General features: G+C 74.2%; 14 protein-coding genes and 2 tRNA genes. 5 read left to right on the top strand and 11 right to left on the bottom strand.

Annotation, left to right across the window (positions count from 1 at the left end; translation table 11 throughout):
* The 8 genes from E9529_RS18810 to E9529_RS18845 all read right to left on the bottom strand — a co-directional run.
* Positions 1 to 2,410 (bottom strand): transglycosylase domain-containing protein (locus E9529_RS18810; protein ID WP_236832801.1); only part of this gene is annotated, 2,410 nt, incomplete at its 3' end.
* Between the two features lie 247 nt (positions 2,411 to 2,657).
* Positions 2,658 to 4,895 carry an MMPL family transporter gene (locus E9529_RS18815; RefSeq protein WP_236832802.1) on the bottom strand — a complete coding sequence of 746 codons (2,238 nt, stop codon included), beginning with the start codon at positions 4,893 to 4,895 and terminating at the stop codon, positions 2,658 to 2,660.
* A 295-nt stretch (positions 4,896 to 5,190) separates the two neighbouring features.
* Positions 5,191 to 6,513, bottom strand: coding sequence for a heparin lyase I family protein (locus tag E9529_RS22835; protein ID WP_236832803.1), 1,323 nt, complete (start codon positions 6,511 to 6,513; stop codon positions 5,191 to 5,193).
* A gap of 348 nt (positions 6,514 to 6,861) precedes the next feature.
* Positions 6,862 to 7,200 (bottom strand): hypothetical protein, encoded by a 339-nt coding sequence (locus tag E9529_RS18825; protein WP_236832804.1) that lies wholly within the window; start codon positions 7,198 to 7,200, stop codon positions 6,862 to 6,864.
* Positions 7,193 to 7,660: a hypothetical protein gene (locus E9529_RS18830; protein WP_236832805.1), complete on the bottom strand. Its 468-nt coding sequence runs from the start codon at positions 7,658 to 7,660 to the stop codon at positions 7,193 to 7,195. The genes E9529_RS18825 and E9529_RS18830 overlap by 8 nt, the downstream gene beginning before the upstream one ends.
* Positions 7,661 to 7,794: 134 nt before the next feature.
* A tRNA-Arg gene (locus tag E9529_RS18835) sits at positions 7,795 to 7,867 on the bottom strand.
* A gap of 20 nt (positions 7,868 to 7,887) precedes the next feature.
* Positions 7,888 to 7,976, bottom strand: a tRNA-Ser gene (locus E9529_RS18840).
* Positions 7,977 to 8,138: 162 nt separating this feature from the next.
* The gene (locus E9529_RS18845) at positions 8,139 to 9,338 is read right to left on the bottom strand and encodes an MFS transporter (protein WP_236832806.1); all 1,200 of its coding nucleotides are present in this window, start codon (positions 9,336 to 9,338) and stop codon (positions 8,139 to 8,141) included.
* 104 nt (positions 9,339 to 9,442) lie between these two features.
* Between E9529_RS18845 and E9529_RS18850 the strand changes: the two genes are divergently transcribed.
* From E9529_RS18850 to E9529_RS18865, 4 genes are all read left to right on the top strand, one after another.
* A complete protein-coding gene (locus E9529_RS18850) occupies positions 9,443 to 9,973 on the top strand; it encodes a CGNR zinc finger domain-containing protein (RefSeq protein ID WP_236832807.1) in 531 nt (176 codons plus the stop codon).
* A 141-nt stretch (positions 9,974 to 10,114) separates the two neighbouring features.
* Positions 10,115 to 10,672, top strand: a complete 558-nt coding sequence (locus E9529_RS18855; RefSeq protein WP_236832808.1) for a phosphatase PAP2 family protein — start codon at positions 10,115 to 10,117, stop codon at positions 10,670 to 10,672.
* A gap of 82 nt (positions 10,673 to 10,754) precedes the next feature.
* The gene (locus tag E9529_RS18860; protein ID WP_236832809.1) at positions 10,755 to 11,327 is read left to right on the top strand and encodes a DoxX family protein; all 573 of its coding nucleotides are present in this window, start codon (positions 10,755 to 10,757) and stop codon (positions 11,325 to 11,327) included.
* Entirely contained in the window at positions 11,324 to 12,373 is a 1,050-nt protein-coding gene (locus tag E9529_RS18865) for a PHP domain-containing protein (protein WP_255709504.1), read from the top strand. The genes E9529_RS18860 and E9529_RS18865 overlap by 4 nt, the downstream gene beginning before the upstream one ends.
* Before the next feature lie 18 nt (positions 12,374 to 12,391).
* On the opposite strand, the gene E9529_RS18870 is transcribed toward E9529_RS18865, so the two are convergent.
* The 3 genes from E9529_RS18870 to rfbB all read right to left on the bottom strand — a co-directional run bounded on the left by E9529_RS18870 (position 12,392) and on the right by rfbB (position 15,156).
* On the bottom strand, positions 12,392 to 13,243 hold the full coding sequence (locus E9529_RS18870; protein WP_236832810.1) for a hypothetical protein: 852 nt from the start codon (positions 13,241 to 13,243) through the stop codon (positions 12,392 to 12,394).
* A 75-nt stretch (positions 13,244 to 13,318) separates the two neighbouring features.
* Positions 13,319 to 14,164, bottom strand: coding sequence for an NAD(P)-dependent oxidoreductase (locus E9529_RS18875; RefSeq protein ID WP_236832811.1), 846 nt, complete (start codon positions 14,162 to 14,164; stop codon positions 13,319 to 13,321).
* Entirely contained in the window at positions 14,161 to 15,156 is a 996-nt protein-coding gene (gene rfbB, locus E9529_RS18880; protein WP_236832812.1) for a dTDP-glucose 4,6-dehydratase, read from the bottom strand. The genes E9529_RS18875 and rfbB overlap by 4 nt, the downstream gene beginning before the upstream one ends.
* A 283-nt stretch (positions 15,157 to 15,439) precedes the next feature.
* Here rfbB and E9529_RS18885 point away from each other — a divergent pair.
* Positions 15,440 to 15,685 (top strand): hypothetical protein (locus tag E9529_RS18885; protein WP_236832813.1); only part of this gene is annotated, 246 nt, incomplete at its 3' end.

Consider the following 15,685-nt stretch of genomic DNA (forward strand, 5'->3'; position numbering starts at 1 on the left):
CCTGACGGGCCACACCGCCGTCGACCAGCTCGGCCCGGAGATCCTGCGCCGCGTCGGCTGATCGTTCCGGACGGATCCGGCCCGCGGGTTGACGACGCCGCCGGACGCGGTGCAGTAGGAGGAAAGGGGGCGGGGGCGGAGCCCAGCGGGCGCCGTTGCTCACCAGCACCGTCACCGTCGCGCCGCGGTCGAGCACCGTGCCCGGGCCCGGGTCGACGCCGAGGACCGTGCCCGGCGGGCGGCCGCTGTCGACCCGCACCACCGAGGCACCGAGGTCGCGGGCACCCAGCAGCCCGCGGCAGCCGGAGATCGAGCGGCCGGCGCACCCGGCCGGCACCGCCGCTCGCGTGCCCTGCACGAACTGCGGGTCGGCCGGCGGGAAGGGCACCGGCTCGCGCGCACCCAGGACCGGCGCCATCGCGTCGTGCCAGATCCGCGCGGGGATGCCCCCGCCGAAGCTGCCGACGTCCTCGTTGCGCACCGGGTTGTAGACCATGACGCCGGCCGCCAGCTGCGGCGTGTACCCGACGAAGGTGGCCGAGAAGGTGTCCTGCGTCGTGCCGGTCTTGCCGGCGATCTGGTGGCCCGGCACGTAGGCGCGGCGGCCGGTCTGGCCGGGGAAGCCCGGCTCGACGTCCTTGCGCAGGGCCTGGTTGAGCGTGTTCGCCAGCCCCGGGGCCACCACCTCGCCGTGGCACCGCGGCCCGCCGAGCGGCTGCCCGTCCTCGCCGAGCAGCGGCTCCCCGTGCCGGTCGAGCACCCGGTGGATCGGCACCGGGTCGCACCGGGTGCCGCTCGCGGCGAGCGTCGCGTAGGCGTTGGTGAGGTGCAGCGGGCTGGTCGCCTCGGCGCCGAAGGTGAAGGAACCGCGGTTCTCGGCGACGACCTGGTCGGCGACCGGGTCCAGCGAGGCCAGTCCCAGCCGCTGCGCCATGCGCACCGGCGCCTCGACGCTGCCGAGCTGGTCCTCCAGCGCGAGAAAGTAGGTGTTCGAGGACATGTAGAGCGCCTGCTCCATGTCCAGCCGCTGCCGGTACCGACCGGCGTTGCTGACGTCGTACGGGCCGTCGCCGTCGCGGTAGACCGTCGACTCGTACGGGTCGGTGGTGGTGATGACGTGCTCGAGGCCCAGGCCCTGCTCGAGCGCCGCGGCCGCGGTGAACACCTTGTAGGTCGAGCCAGAGCCCTGCCCGGCCACCTCGGCCAGGTTGACCACCGTCTGCGTCGGGTCGCCCTCGGCGTTGCCGAAGATCCGGTTCACCGCCATCCCCAGGACCCGCCCCGTGCCGGGCTCGACGGCGGTGTAGACGGCCGCGCGCGGGTCCTCGAGCGGCAGCGCCTCGCGGACGGCCGCGTCGCCGGCCAGCTGGACGGCGGGGTCCAGCGTCGTCTCGATGGTGAGCCCGCCGGTCTCGATCGTCTCCTGGTCGATGCCGAGCGTGCCGGTCAGGTACCGCATCGCGTAGTCGCAGAAGAAGGCGCCGAGCGGCGACTCCTGGCAGCCGCGCGGGGGGCCCTCGCCGGGGCTGAGCACCACCGGCTGGCTCTGCGCCTCGGCCACGGCGGCCGGGTCGGCCAGCCCGAGCTCGGCCATGCGGCCGAGGACGACGTCGCGGCGCTCGGTGGCCCGGTCGACGGCCACGAACGGGTCGTACTGGGTGGGGCTCTGCACCAGCCCGGCGAGCATGGCCGCCTGGGCGAGGGTGAGCGCGTCGGGCTTCACGCCGAAGTAGGTCTCGGCCGCCGCGGCGATGCCGTAGGCGCCGGCACCGAAGTAGACGCGGTTCAGGTACCGGGTGAGGATCTCGTCCTTGCTGTACTCCTGCTCAAGCGCCAGGGCGAGCTGGGCCTCCCGCAGCTTGCGGGCGATACTCTCGTCGGTCGCGGCCTGCCGGGCGTCGGGGTCGGTCGCCGTCTGCAGGCGGATCTGCTTGACCAGCTGCTGGGTGAGGGTGGAGCCGCCCTCGACCACCTCACCGGCGCTGAGGTTGCGCAGCAGCGCGCGGGCCAGGCCCTGGCCGTCGACGCCGCTGTGGGTGAAGAAGCGGCTGTCCTCGATGGCGACGAGGGCGTCCTTCATCACCGGGGCGATCGCCTCGCTGGGGACCGGCGTGCGGTTGCGCCGGTAGAACTCGGCGATGAGGGAGCCGTCCGCGGCGAGCAGGCGGGTGTTGCCCGCCGGCGTGCGGTCGAGCAGCTCGTCCCCGATCGGGCGCAGCACGTCCGTGCCGGCGCGGCTGGCCAGCGTCGCGCCGCCGACGACCGGCAGCGCGAAGCCGGCGAGCAGCGCCCCGCCCAGCACGACGGCCAGGGTCAGCTTCAGCAGCGCGTGTCCCCGGCGGCGGCGCGGGACGGGCGCCTCCTCCACCCCGGGCAGCGGCAGGCCGTCGCGGACGGAACGGGGCGACACGGAACTCCTCGACGCAGGGGGCAACGGCGGCTCCCGCGGGCGGGACCCCGTTCCTCGTTACCCCTCGGATCTCGCGAAGCCATCCGGAGGACCGGTTCGTCACGGGATCGCAAAGTTCCCGGGCGCGGCTCCGGGGGCGGGCGGCACCTGCTGTCACGCGGGTCGAGCCGCTCCGCCGACCGTCGAGCCGCACCCTGGTGCGGCTTTCCGGTCGGTGGAGCGGCTCGACGTCACCTCGCCGTGGGACTCAGTCGGCGGAGAGCACCAGGGGCTCGTCCACCACCTCCCGGCGGGGCACCGGCACGGCGGCGGCCGGCGGCGCGGCGACCGGCTCGTGGCGGACCGACGGCAGCCAGGCCAGCCAGCGCGGGAGGTACCAGTTGCGCTCGCCCAGCAGCTGCATCACGGCCGGCAGCAGCAGCGCCCGGACGACGGTGGCGTCCAGCAGCACCGCGACCGCCAGGCCCAGCCCGATCTGCTTCATGCTCGTCATCGACAGCGTCACGAAGGTCAGGAAGACGAACACCATGATCACCGCGGCGCTGGTGACCACCCCGGCCGAGGACGTGATGCCCTGCGCGACGGCGTCCCGCGTGGCCAGGCCACGATCCCGGGCCTCGCGGATCCGGCTGAGGATGAAGACGTGGTAGTCCATCGACAGGCCGAAGAGGATCACGAACAGGAACAGCGGGATCCAGTTCACGATCGCGCTGGTGCCGTCGAGCCCGATGAGCCCGGCGCCGACGCCCTCCTCGAACACCAGCACCATCACGCCGTAGGCGGCGGCCACGCTCAGCAGGTTCAGCACGATCGCGGTCACGGCGACGGTGACCGAGCGGAACGACACCAGCAGCAGGAGGAAGGCCAGCACCAGGACGAAGCCGAAGACCCACGGGGTGCGCTCGGCCATCAGCTCGTCGAAGGCCACCGAGTAGGCGGTGCCGCCGGTGACGACGGCGGTGACGCCGTCCACGGCGCCCACGGTCGCGGGCACCAGTTCGCCGGCCAGCGTCGCGAGGGCGTCGCGCGACGCCTGCTCCTCGCCGTCGCCGACCAGCGGCACGCTGACGACGGCGACGGTGCCGGAATCACCGGCCTCGACCGCGATCGGCTCGTTCATCTGCCCGCTGGCCAGGGCGCGCTCGCGCAGCGCGGCGATGGCGGCCTGCACCTGCGGGGCGGTGACGTCGGGCGCCTCGACGACGACCTCGGCCGGTGAGGGGCCGCCGGGGAACGCCTCGGTGATCCGGTTGTAGGTCTGGATGACGGCGAGGTCCTGCGGCAGGTCCTGGACGCCCTCGGCGCGCAGGTCCATCGACACCGCCGGGACGGCGAGCCCGACGAGGGCGCCACCGGCGACGACGGCGGCCACCATCGGCCGGCGCAGCACCGCCCCGAGGACGACCGGCCAGAAGCGGCCCGGCCGGTCGGCGGCGCGGCGGCGCAGGAACGGCAGCCGCCCCTTCTCCACCCGGTCGCCGAGCCAGGCCATCATCGCCGGCAGCACGGTCAGCGAGCCGAGCACCGAGCAGGCGACGACCAGGATGGTGGCCGAGGCGACGCCGGTGAACACCGAGAACCCGGTGAGGAACATGCCGGCCATGGCCACCATGACGGTGATGCCGGAGATGAGCACCGAGTGCCCGGAGGTCGCGGCGGCGATGTCGAGGGCGTCGACCGGGCCGGCGCCCTTGGCCCGCTCCTCGCGCTCCCGCTTGAGGTAGAAGAGCGAGTAGTCCACGCCGACGGCCAGGCCGATGAGCAGCATGACGATGGACGCCGTCTGGTCGACGTGCCAGATCTGGCTGGTGAGGCTGAGCAGCCCGAGGGCCCCGACGAACGCCGAGAGCGCGAACACCAGCGGCAGCAGGGCGGCCACCAGCGCGCCGAAGGTGAGCAGCAGCACCGCGAGGATGATCGGGATCGACAGCAGTTCGGCGCGCTGGAAGTCGGCGTCCAGGGTGTCGGACAGGGCGAGGTCGGCGCTGGTGCCGCCGAACTGCTCGACGCGGACGTCGTGCTCCGCGGCGACCGCGGCGACGACGTCCTGCACGGGCGCGATCTGCTCGGCGGCGTCGTCCGGGTCCCCGGCGAGGTCGAAGGTGACCAGCGCCGAGCGGCCGTCGGCGGAGACCAGCGGGGCGCCGTCGAGCGGGCTGACCAGGTTCGTGACCTCGGGGGTCGCGCGCAGTTCGTCGACGAGGTCGGTGAGCGCGGCGGTGGCGGCGGCCTCCGGGACGCCGTCCTCGCGCTGCACCAGGACCATCTCCGAGGCCGCCTCCTCCCAGCCGTTCTCGTCGAGGATCTGCTGCGCCCGGGCGGGCTCGCCGATCGTCTGCTCGGCCGAGGTCAGCTGGGCCTGGGGCACGAACGCGCCGACGGCGACGGCGGCCAGCACGAAGGCCAGCCAGCCCAGCACCGCCGTCTTCCGGTGGCGCGCGCTCCACCGGCCGACCCGCCCCGCGATGTTGCGGGATCCATCCATCGTCGTCTCCTGTCCGTGTGCGGGTGTCCGCAGGCCAATGTGCTGGTGGGACGGGCGTGCGCCCATCCCGCCAGCTGGCCGGTCGGGGGTCGGGCCGGCCCGACCGTCGCGGGCGCGTCCCGTCGGCGGAGAGACTTCCGGAGGGGGGTGTGGCGGGACATCAGGGAAACCCCTGAGCCCGCCCCTGATCTTGATCGGGGGCGGGCTGCTGCGGTGCCCGACCATGCGAACTCGTGGCCATCAGCGGGTGATGGCCACCAGTCCGCATGGCTCGCGGGCTCGGGAGCGGGGGCGGTCAGCCGGCCGGGCGGTGCAGCCGGTTCAGCGAGGCGACCGACTCGAGGGTGGGGCCGTAGCCGATCGGCGCGTGCTGCAGGTAGTGGCTCCGGGCGGTGCCGGCCGCCGAGTAGATCCCCTGCTTGATGTAGACGGACTGGCCGGTGTAGAGGGTGGCGGCGTTCTCCGACAGCACCTTCTCCCCCTGGTGCCAGACCTCCACGAGGCCCACCGCCGGGTCCGGGGACCACACGAAGCGCACCGTGAGGTCGTTCCAGGCGCCCTTGTCGATCGGGCCCAGGTCGAAGGTCTCGACGTACTGCGCGTCACCCGCGACCCGCCCACCGGTACCCCCGCGGACGTCGACCATCAGGTGCTCGCGGACGTCGGACCAGAAGTGGACGTTCGGGTTGCCCGAGTTCACCGTCTGGTGCCACTGGGTGAAGATCAGGAACTGGCCGCGCTCGTCCCAGTCGTGATCGGCCGGGAAGAACGTCGACCAGGCCCAGTACTGCTCGTCGCCCGGCTGCACGCCCCCCGAGTCGGCGATCGAGTCGCGGACCTCCGACCGCAGGGTGCCCGTGGTCCCGTTCCAGCCGGTGTCGCCGGGGTGGACGGTGAAGAAGGCGGTCCGCGAACTGCCGGGGTAGGCGTTCTCCGCGGTCAGGCCCTGGGCCTCGGGCCGCAGCGAGTGGACCTCGTCCCACGGGTCCGGCAGCAGGGTGGCGGCGTTCTCGTAGCCCCAGACCCGGGTCGGAGCGGGCGCGGTGAGCTCCGGCCCCGCGGGCGGTGGCGTGGCCGGGTCCGTGGGCTCGGTGACCGGCGTCGTGGGCTCGGACGGCGGCGTCGTGGGCTCGGTGACCGGCGTCGTCGGCTCGGACGGCGGCGTCGTCGGCTCGGACGGCGGCGTCGTCGGCTCGGACGGCGGCGTCGTCGGCTCGGACGGCGGCGTCGCCGGCTGCCCGCCAGGGAAGATCTGCACCACCTCGCTGCGCGCGCCCTCCCTCTTCGCGGCATCGCGGGCGACCACCACGAACGAGAAGGCCGGCGTCGACAGCGGCAGGCGCGCGGAGGTCCACGTGGTGCCGCTGGTGGAGCCGACCACGCGCCCGGCGGCGCTCCGGGTGACGTCGAGGACGACGTAGTCGCGGGCCCCGGTCACCCGGGACCACTCGAGCACCGCCCGCTGGCCGGCGACCTCGCCGGTGAGGCCGGTCGGCGCGGCGAGGGACACCTGGACCTGCGAGGCCGCAGGCCGCGGCGCCGCGAGGGCGGAGCCGGCGAGCGGCGTGCCACCGATCAGGGTGACGGCGGCCAGGGCGGCTAGGTGGCGCTTGTTCACGTCGTCGGTCCTCGGATCGGCGGAGCGCGGCGACGTACACCCGTCAAGCGTGCACGGAGCCGCGTCGGTCGCTGACCGAAAGTAGTCGAACGATCACGATCCGAGGTGGTCCGACGCGCACACCGAGGGAAGCGCCGGACACGTGGGAGGTCGAGCCGCGTCTCCCGACGTCGAACCGGGCCACGGCGCGGCCAGACGGCCGGCGCACCGGCTCGACCCCCCGGCCCCGAAAACGGATCTGCCGCGCCGCCCCCGTCGGGGCTGCGCGGCAGATCGAACTCCTCAACCAGACGCGCGCGTGCGGGGGCGCAGCCGACTCGGGCGCACTGCTCACGCCACGGGGTTCAGCTACTTCGTCTTATTGGGGTGCCGCGTGTGCACGTCGACCAGCCAGACCGTCTGCCCCTCGACGTAGAACCACAGGCGCGCCCCACCGGGCAGTTCGTACTGCCACCGTTCGTGGGTGGTTCCGTCGCGGACCACGGTCGCGAGCGGGCCCTTGAGCGGATGGTTCTGCTCGCTCTGCGCCTTGGGTGTTCGCGTCAAGAAGTCCCAGGCGTCCACGACGGCGCTGCGGGTCGTCCCGAGCAGGTCGGACCACCCCTTGTCGGCCTGCCGAGTCGCGAACTTGACCGTGAACTCAACCTTCTTGAGGGGACGGGGAACGCCCTTCGCCCTGTCAGACATCCTGTCGGGGGTCCGCGACGACGGCCGGCTCTTCGAGCCAGTCGAGGTCCTCATCCCGGGTGTAGCCAGCAGCGATCGCCTCGGCTGTCGAGTGCCAGGCCGCTAACGTGACCAGCACCGGGCCGAACTGGCCGACCGCCGCACAAGCGCGAGCCACCTCGATGATCTCGGCCGCGAACCGCTCTCGATCGTCGGGCTCGAGGAACTGAACCCATGGGAAAGGCTGCCGAAGCCGCTCCCCCAGGGAGCGACCGGACTGATTCAGCGAAGCCGCGATCAGGTTCGCAGCCACGGCGAAGGCTCGCCGCTCCCGGTCGACGTCTTCCGACCTCGCGAGGACGAAGTTCTCGCCGTCACGCCGAGTGATGTTCACCGGCCCCTGCTCCGCCGCAGCGAACACCCCGGCAGGGTTGCGCGAGAGCTCTGAGGACTGGACGGTCCGACGCACAGCAGCGGCCATGCAGCCCATTATTCAGAGCATGTTCTGAATGTCAAACCAGGGTCACCGGCCGCGCATCCCACCCGGCCCCGGAGACGAATCTGCCGCGCCGCCCCCGTCGGGGCTGCGCGGCAGATCGGTGTCTCAACCAGACGTGCACCCGAAGGGATTCGAACCCCTAACCTTCTGATCCGTAGTCAGATGCTCTATCCGTTGAGCTACGGGTGCCTGTGTTCAGTTGTCGTGCGCGGAGGCTCCGGGATTTGAACCCGGGATGGGGATTAACCCAAACCGCATTAGCAGTGCGGCGCCATAGACCGGACTAGGCGAAGCCTCCCGGGGTTCGAGTCACCTCGGAACCACCGAGGAAAGAGACTACCAGCGCGCCGCGGCCGGTTCTCCCGGGGGTGCGCCGCCCCCCTCCGCCGGCGGGCGAGTGCGGCGAACCCGTGGCCGTCGGGCGGTGATCACCACGCGTCCGTCACACCCGCCACCGGCGTCAGGCGGCGACCGGCTCCCGGCGGACGGCCGGCACGCGGGGCCCGCGCCCGGGCACGAGGGTGACGACGACGGCGGCGGCCGCCCCCGCGCAGGCCAGCAGCAGGGACCCGGGCACCCCGGCGGGGCTCTCGATCAGCGCACCCCCGAGGGCCGCGCCGATCGCCGAGGCGCCCACGGTGATCGTCGAGAGCCAGGTGAACGCCTCGGTCGTGGCGTGCACCGGCGCGAGCGACCCCACCAGCGAGTTCTGCACGGTCAGCGTGGGCGCGATCGCCGTCCCGCCGAGGAAGAGCAGCACGCCCAGCGCCCACGGGCTGGACACCCAGGCCAGCGGGGCCAGGCCGATCGTGACGCCGAAGAGCAGCCAGCGGTACTGCCTTGGCAGCGACGCGCTCAGCACCCGGGCGCCGAACCACAGGCCGCCGGCCACCGAGCCGAGCGCCCACACCGCGAGCAGCAGGCCGGAGATGCCGGGCCGGCCGGTGGAGTCGGCGAACGCCGGGATGGCCACCTCCAGCGCGCCGAAGCCGAGCATCAGGCCCGCGCCGCTGACCAGGATCCGCGGCATGCCCGGTGCGAGCACGGTCGAGAACAGGGTCGCCGACGGCGCCACCTGGGGCACCCACGAGCGGGCCGCACCGGCGACCCCGACCGCCCCGACGACGGCGAGGACGCCGGCCACCCCGACCGCCCAGGCCGGGGAGGCGAGCACCGCGAGGGCGGCGACCAGCGCGGGGCCCACGACGAAGACGAGCTCGGTGGCGGTCGCGTCGAGGGCGTAGGCGGTCGGCCGGCTGCGCGGGTCGGTGCGCGACCACAGGGCGCGGACGGTGCCCGAGACCAGCGGCGTCGTCGCGCCGGCCAGGCCGGAGGCCGCGACGACGGCGGCGTCGGGCGCGCCCCCGAGGGTGACGGCGACCAGCAGCCCGAGCAGCAGGGGGTAGAGCGCCGCCTGGGTCAGCAGGATGGCGCGCGGGCCCCGCCGGTCGGCGAGCCGGCCCAGGATCGGCGCCATGACCGCCGAGGCGATGCCGAGCGTGGCCGCCGCGAGGCCGGCGATGGCGTAGGAACCGGTCTGCTGCTGCACCATGAGCAGCAGGGCCAGCGGCACCATGGCCGACGGCAGCCGGCCGGCGAAGCCGGCGAGGAGGAGCACCGGGGCGGAGGGGAGCCGCCAGACGGCGAGGTAGGCACGCACGCTTGCACTCGTTTCGCACTGCAGGGGAACGGAACAGTAGGCGGTCAAAGACCGTTGACCGCCTACGCAGACCCGAGACTAGGGACCAAACGGTAGGGAGTCAATTGGACTACGACACCTACGGGTCAACCGCGGTCGAGCTGGCCATCGACCTGGCCAACGCCGACCTGGCGCCCGACGACGGCGTGGCGCGCTTCCTCGCGTCGCACGACGAGTGGTTCACCACCGGGACGTCGCTGGAGCTCACCGCCGCCGACGTCGAGAAGGCCGGCGTCGCCGCCCGGCTGGTGCGCGCCGTCGCGCTCGCGGAGTCGCAGGACGACGTCCTCACGCGGCTCAACGAGCTGCTCGCCCTCGCCCGCCCGCGGCCCTACGCCACCGACCACGACGGCGAGCTCCACCTGCACTACGCGCGCCCGGACGCCCCCGTGCTCGAGCAGCTGACGACCACGGTCGCGATGGGGCTCTCGCAGGTGGTGGTGCAGCACGGGTGGCAGCGGCTGGGCGTCTGCTCGGCCGAGGGCTGCGACGACGTCTACGTCGACACCTCGCGCAACGCCAGCCGCCGCTACTGCTCGAACACCTGCGCGAGCCGGTCGACCGTCGCCGCGTACCGCGCCCGCCAGAAGAGCTGACCCCCGGCGACGATCAACTCACCTGATCATCGTGTGTCCTCCCCCACCGCCCACCGCGAGGGAGGACGCGCTCCGGTGAGGGAGGACGCCCTGCGACCGGCCGGCTGAGCCGATCGGCGCCGCGGCGGCTAGCGTCCGCGCGTGCCCCACCCCCGCCACCTCGACGCGCGGCTGCACGCCTGGGTCGGCGGGCTCCCCACGACCCCGGCCGACCGCTGGCTGCGCCGGCTCTCCACCGCGGCCGACCACGGCAAGCTCTGGCTGCTGTTGGCGCTCCTCCTGGGCAGCCGCGGCGGCCGGCTGCGACGGGGCGCGCTGCGGGGCACCGTCGCGATGGGGCTGACGAGCGCCCTGGTCAACGCCGTCCTCAAGCCGCTGTTCGGCCGGGTGCGCCCCGACCTGGCGAACCTGCGCACCGAGCGCCGGCTGCACCGCGAACCGGGCAGCCTGTCCTTCCCCAGCGGCCACTCGGGCTCGGCCGCGGCGTTCGTCACCGGGCTGGCGCTGGAGTCGCCCGCGACCGGCGCCGCGCTCGCCCCGCTGGCCCTGGGCATCGGCTACTCGCGGGTGCACGTCGGCGTCCACTACCCCGGCGACGTGCTGGCCGGCCTCGCGGTGGGCGGCGCGGTGGCCATCTCGGCCCAGCGCGGGTGGCGGCTCCGCGACGCCCGGTCCGCGAGGTCCGGCCGGAGACGGTGATCGCGACCGGGTGATTGCCGGGTGGATCTTCGGGGCAGTGCACCCAGCGACTGCCCCCGGCCCTCCGAGGAAAGAGGTTCCCATGCTGGTTCGCCGGATCGCCCGGCCCCTGCTCGCCGCACCCTTCATCTACGGAGGGATCAGCACCCTGCGCAAGCCGCAGGACCGCGTGCCGGGGGCGCGCCCCGTGGTCGAGAAGATCGCCGAGACCGCCGACAAGCAGCTCCCTGTCGAGCTGCCCCGGGACGTCGAGCAGTGGGTGAAGGCCGACGCGGTGATCAAGGTCGCCGCCGGCTCGCTCTTCGCGCTGAACAAGTTCCCGCGGCTGACCGCCATCGTGCTCTCGGCCTCGATCGTGCCCACCACGCTGGCCGGGCACCGCTTCTGGGAGCACGACGACCCGACCGAGCAGTTCGGGCAGATCTCGAACTTCGTGAAGAACACCGGCCTGTTCGGCGGGCTGCTGCTGGCCGCCGTGGACACCGAGGGCAAGCCGTCGGTGGGCTACCGCACCCGCCGCGCCGCCAAGCGGGCCGCCGACGCCACGGAGAAGAACTACGAGAAGGCCACCAAGCGCGCGATGAAGGCGCAGAAGAAGGCCACCCGCAAGGCCGGCAAGAAGTCCGGCAAGGGAGCCCTGAAGGTGTTCAGCTGAGCACCCCCCTCCCGCCCGCGGCCGCGCTCCGGAGGATCGCCTTCCTCCTGGAGCGCGCCCGCGAGGCCACCTACCGGGTGAGCGCCTACCGCACCGCCGCGGCGGTCGTCGACGGCCTGGATCCCGCCGAGCTCGACCGCCGCATCCGCACCGGCACGCTGAAGGACCTCAAGGGCATCGGCCCGAAGACGGCGACGGCGATCGCCCAGGCGCACCGCGGCGAGGTGCCCGAGTACCTGGCCGGGCTCGAGGAGACCTACGCCGGGGAGCTCCCGGCCGCCGAGGAGGTCGCCGCGTTCCGCGCCGCGCTGCGGGGCGACCTGCACGCGCACTCCGACTGGTCCGACGGCGGCAGCCCGATCCGCGAGATGGCCGAGGCCGCCATGGCGCTGGGCCACGAGTACCTGGCGCTGACCGACCACTCCCCCCGGCTGACCGTCGCCAACGGCCTGAGCCCCGAGCGGCTGGAGCAGCAGCTCGACGTCGTCGCCGCGCTCAACGAGGAGCTCGCCCCGTTCCGCATCCTCACCGGCATCGAGTGCGACATCAACGCCGACGGCTCCCTGGACCAGACCGACGAGCTGCTCGGCCGCCTCGACGTCGTCGTCGCCAGCGTGCACTCCGACCTGCGGGCCCCCGAGGCGCAGATGACCGAGCGGATGCTCGCCGCCGTCGCCAACCCGCACACCGACGTCCTGGGCCACTGCACCGGCCGGCTGGTGATCGGCCGCCGGCAGCGCGACGGCACGCAGAAGCCGCGGCCGGAGAGCCGGTTCGACGCCGAGGCGGTGTTCTCGGCCTGCGTCGAGCACGGCACCGCGGTCGAGATCAACTCCCGCCCCGAGCGGCTGGACCCGCCGCGGCGGCTGCTCACCCTGGCGGTGGAGCTCGGTTGCGAGTTCGCCGTCGACACCGACGCGCACGCGCCCGGCCAGCTGGACTGGCAGTCCAACGGCTGCGAGCGCGCGGTGGAGTGCGGCGTCCCGGTCGAGCGCGTCATCAACACGCGCACGGCCGAGGAGCTGCTCGCCTGGACCGCCGGCTGACGAGGCGGGCCGACCGGCTCAGCGGGTGGCGGGCCGCTCCACCGGCTGGGCCAGCTCGAGGGAGTGCGCGTCGTCGGACCGGCGCAGCGCCCAGTCGGCCGGCAGCACCAGGCGCGGCGCGACACCGATGAGCACGGCGACCAGGAAGGCGACGCCGGCCAGCGCCTCGCCTGACTCCTCCACGAAGGTGGCGGTGACCAGCAGCGAGCCGGGCGCGAGCGAGGACAGCGCCGAGAGGCCGACCGAGGCGACGCCGTAGCCGGCCAGGCTGCCCAGCACCCGGCGCCGGTCACGGCGCTCGGTGCGGCTGAGGAAGAACAGCGCGCCGACGACGGCGAGGGCGGCGACCGCGCTGAGCGCGATCGCGGCGGGCCGGCCGACGGCGTCGTAGAGGGCAGCCATCGCGTCGGCGTGCACCGTGCCACCGGCCTTGACCGAGGCGATGCCGGCGGCGACCACCCCGACGGCCAGCCACCAGGTGCGGCGGCCGGGGTTGCGGGCGGCGCCGGCGACGGCGGCGATCGCGGCGACGGCGAAGAGCCCGGCCACGAACAGGCGGGGCAGGGCCAGCGGGGCGTCCATCGACAGCAGCTGCGCGGCGGGCCCGGTCGCGCCGGTGAGGCGCAGCACGAAGCCGGTGGCCATGAGCAGCACGGCGGCGGCGGCCAGCCCGACCCCGACCGGGGGCAGCGGGACGGCGCGGCGGCGGGTGCGCACGGCGGCGGCCGGCTGCACGGCGGAGACCGGGTCGGCCCAGGTCGGCCTCGCCTGCTCGTCCGCCCGGCGGATCACCTTCCCGAGCAGGACACCCAGGATCGCGGCGACCGCCATCCAGACGACGAGTCCACCGACGATCCAGGCCCACCACACGCGGTGGTCATCGGCAGGCCGGCGGCGGAACTTGACCCCCGCGCCGCACGGACCGTGACCGGTGGGGCGGCGGGGTCAGCCGGGACCGGCGAGGTGGCGGGCCAGCCCGTCCCGCCAGCACTCCGGCCGGAAGCCGGTGGCCCGGATGCGGGTCAGGTCCAGGACGGAGTTCAGCGGCCGCGGGGCGACGCCGGTGCGGCCGGCGAAGTACTCGGCGGTGCTCACCCGGGTGACGTCGTCGGCGGAGCGGCCCCGCGCGGTGAAGACCAGGGCGGCGACGTCGGCCCAGGACGCCGGTTCGCCGTCCCCGGTGAGGTTGTAGGTGCCGTAGGGGGCGCCCGTGACGACCAGGTGGCGGATGCCGGCGGCCAGGTCGGCTGCGGTGGTGGGCCGGCCGACCTGGTCGTCGACCACCGAGGGCGAGACGCCGCGGTCGGCCAGGGCGGCCATGGTGCGCACGAAGTTGCCGCCCTCGCCCACCACCCAGGTGGTGCGTACCAGCCAGTGCCGCTCGACGGCGGTGGCGCGGGCGTCGCCGTCGGCCTTGCTGCGGCCGTAGACGCTCAGCGGCGAGGGCGGGAGGTCCTCGGGGATCGGGCCGGGGTGGGTGCCGTCGAAGACGTACTCGCTGGACAGGTGCACCAGCGCGGCACCGGCGCGGTCGGCGGCCCGGGCGAGGTGGGCGACGGCGTCGACGTTGGCCGCCCGCACCGCCGCCAGGTTGGCCGGGTCCTCCGCGGCGTCGACCGCCGTCCACGCGGCGGCGTTCAGCACGACGTCGACGCCGGTCCAGTCGACGGCCTCGACCGCGGCGGCGTCGGTGACGTCGAGCGCGGCCCGGTCCAGGGCGAGCGCCCCGGGGAACTCGCGGCGCAACGCGCGGCCCAGCTGCCCGCCCGCGCCGACGATGACGGCGTTCACTGCCCCTGGGCCGCGTACGCCGCCTCGACGCCGTCCTTGAGCGGGCGCCACCAGGCCTCGTTGGCCCGGTACCAGTCGATGGTCGCCGCCAGCCCGTCGCGGAACGCGGTGTAGCGCGGCGTCCAGCCCAGCTCGGTGCGCAGCTTGGTGGCGTCGATGGCGTAGCGCAGGTCGTGACCGGCCCGGTCGGTGACGGAGTCGAACGCGTCCGCGGGCTGCCCGGTCAGCTCGAGGACGAGCCGCAGCACCTCGCGGTTGCTCATCTCCCCGTCGGCGCCGATGAGGTAGGTCTCCCCCGAGCGGCCGCGGTCGAGGATCGCGTGCACCGCGGAGTTGTGGTCCTCCACGTGGATCCAGTCGCGCACGTTCTCCCCGGCCCCGTACAGCTTGGGCCGCAGCCCGGAGAGCACGTTGGTGATCTGCCGGGAAATGAACTTCTCCACGTGCTGGTAGGGCCCGTAGTTGTTCGAGCAGTTGGAGATCGTGGCGTGGATGCCGAACGAGCGCACCCACGCCCGCACCAGCAGGTCCGAGCCGGCCTTGGTCGAGGAGTAGGGGCTGCTCGGGTTGTACGGCGTGTCCGGGGTGAACTTCGCCGGGTCGTCGAGCGCCAGGTCCCCGTACACCTCGTCGGTGGAGATGTGGTGGTAGCGGGCGCCGTGCCGGCGCACCGCCTCCAGCAGCGTGAACGTGCCGACGACGTTGGTTTGCAGGAACGGCGCCGGGTCGCGCAGCGAGTTGTCGTTGTGGCTCTCGGCGGCGAAGTGGACGACGACGTCGCTGCGGCCCACCAGCCGGTCGACGACGTCGGCGTCGGCCACCGAGCCGTGCACGAACTCGATGTCACCCCGCACCGGGTCCAGCGACGCCGGGTTCCCCGCGTAGGTGAGCGCGTCGAGCACGGTGACCTCGTACTCGGGGTGCTCGCGCAACGTCTGGTGCACGAAGTTGGCGCCGATGAAGCCCGCGCCCCCGGTGACGAGCATGCGCATCGCCTGCTGAACCTCCGCCGTGGATCCCACGACCGGACGACGCCGCGCGCCCGGTCCCCGCGCTGCGGCGGGTGGTGCAGGGCCCGACGGTAGTCGCCCCGGGCGCCCCAGCCCGGGACCCTGCCGGACCCCCGTCGTCCCACGCCGTTCCGGGTGCCTCCGGTCACCCACGGTGAGGCCAGGCCGGTGGACGTCGCTGTTAACCCGTTCGCCACCGGAGCCCGGTTTCCCTCTCCGGCCCATGGGTCGATGGTGTCCGGAGAGGAGCGACGAGGGGGACCGCATGCCCATCGGCCGGCCGTGGGGGGACGCGCGGGCGCCGCGCGGCCTCGGCACGCCGGCCGCCGCTCCGTCCGGGCGTGCGCGCTGGTCCTGGCGCCTGCTGGTCACCGCCTTCCTCCTGCTGGGGGCCTGGACGGCGCTGGCCGCCACCACCGACGACTCGGCCCGGGCCCAGTCGGGGCACGCCGAGGGCGACACCCACGTCGTCGAACCGGCCGGCGAGGGGACGGCGGCAGAGGACCCCGCC

This window comes from Blastococcus sp. KM273128 (assembly GCF_021698975.1).
In the GTDB taxonomy this organism is placed as follows: Bacteria; Actinomycetota; Actinomycetes; order Mycobacteriales; family Geodermatophilaceae; genus Blastococcus.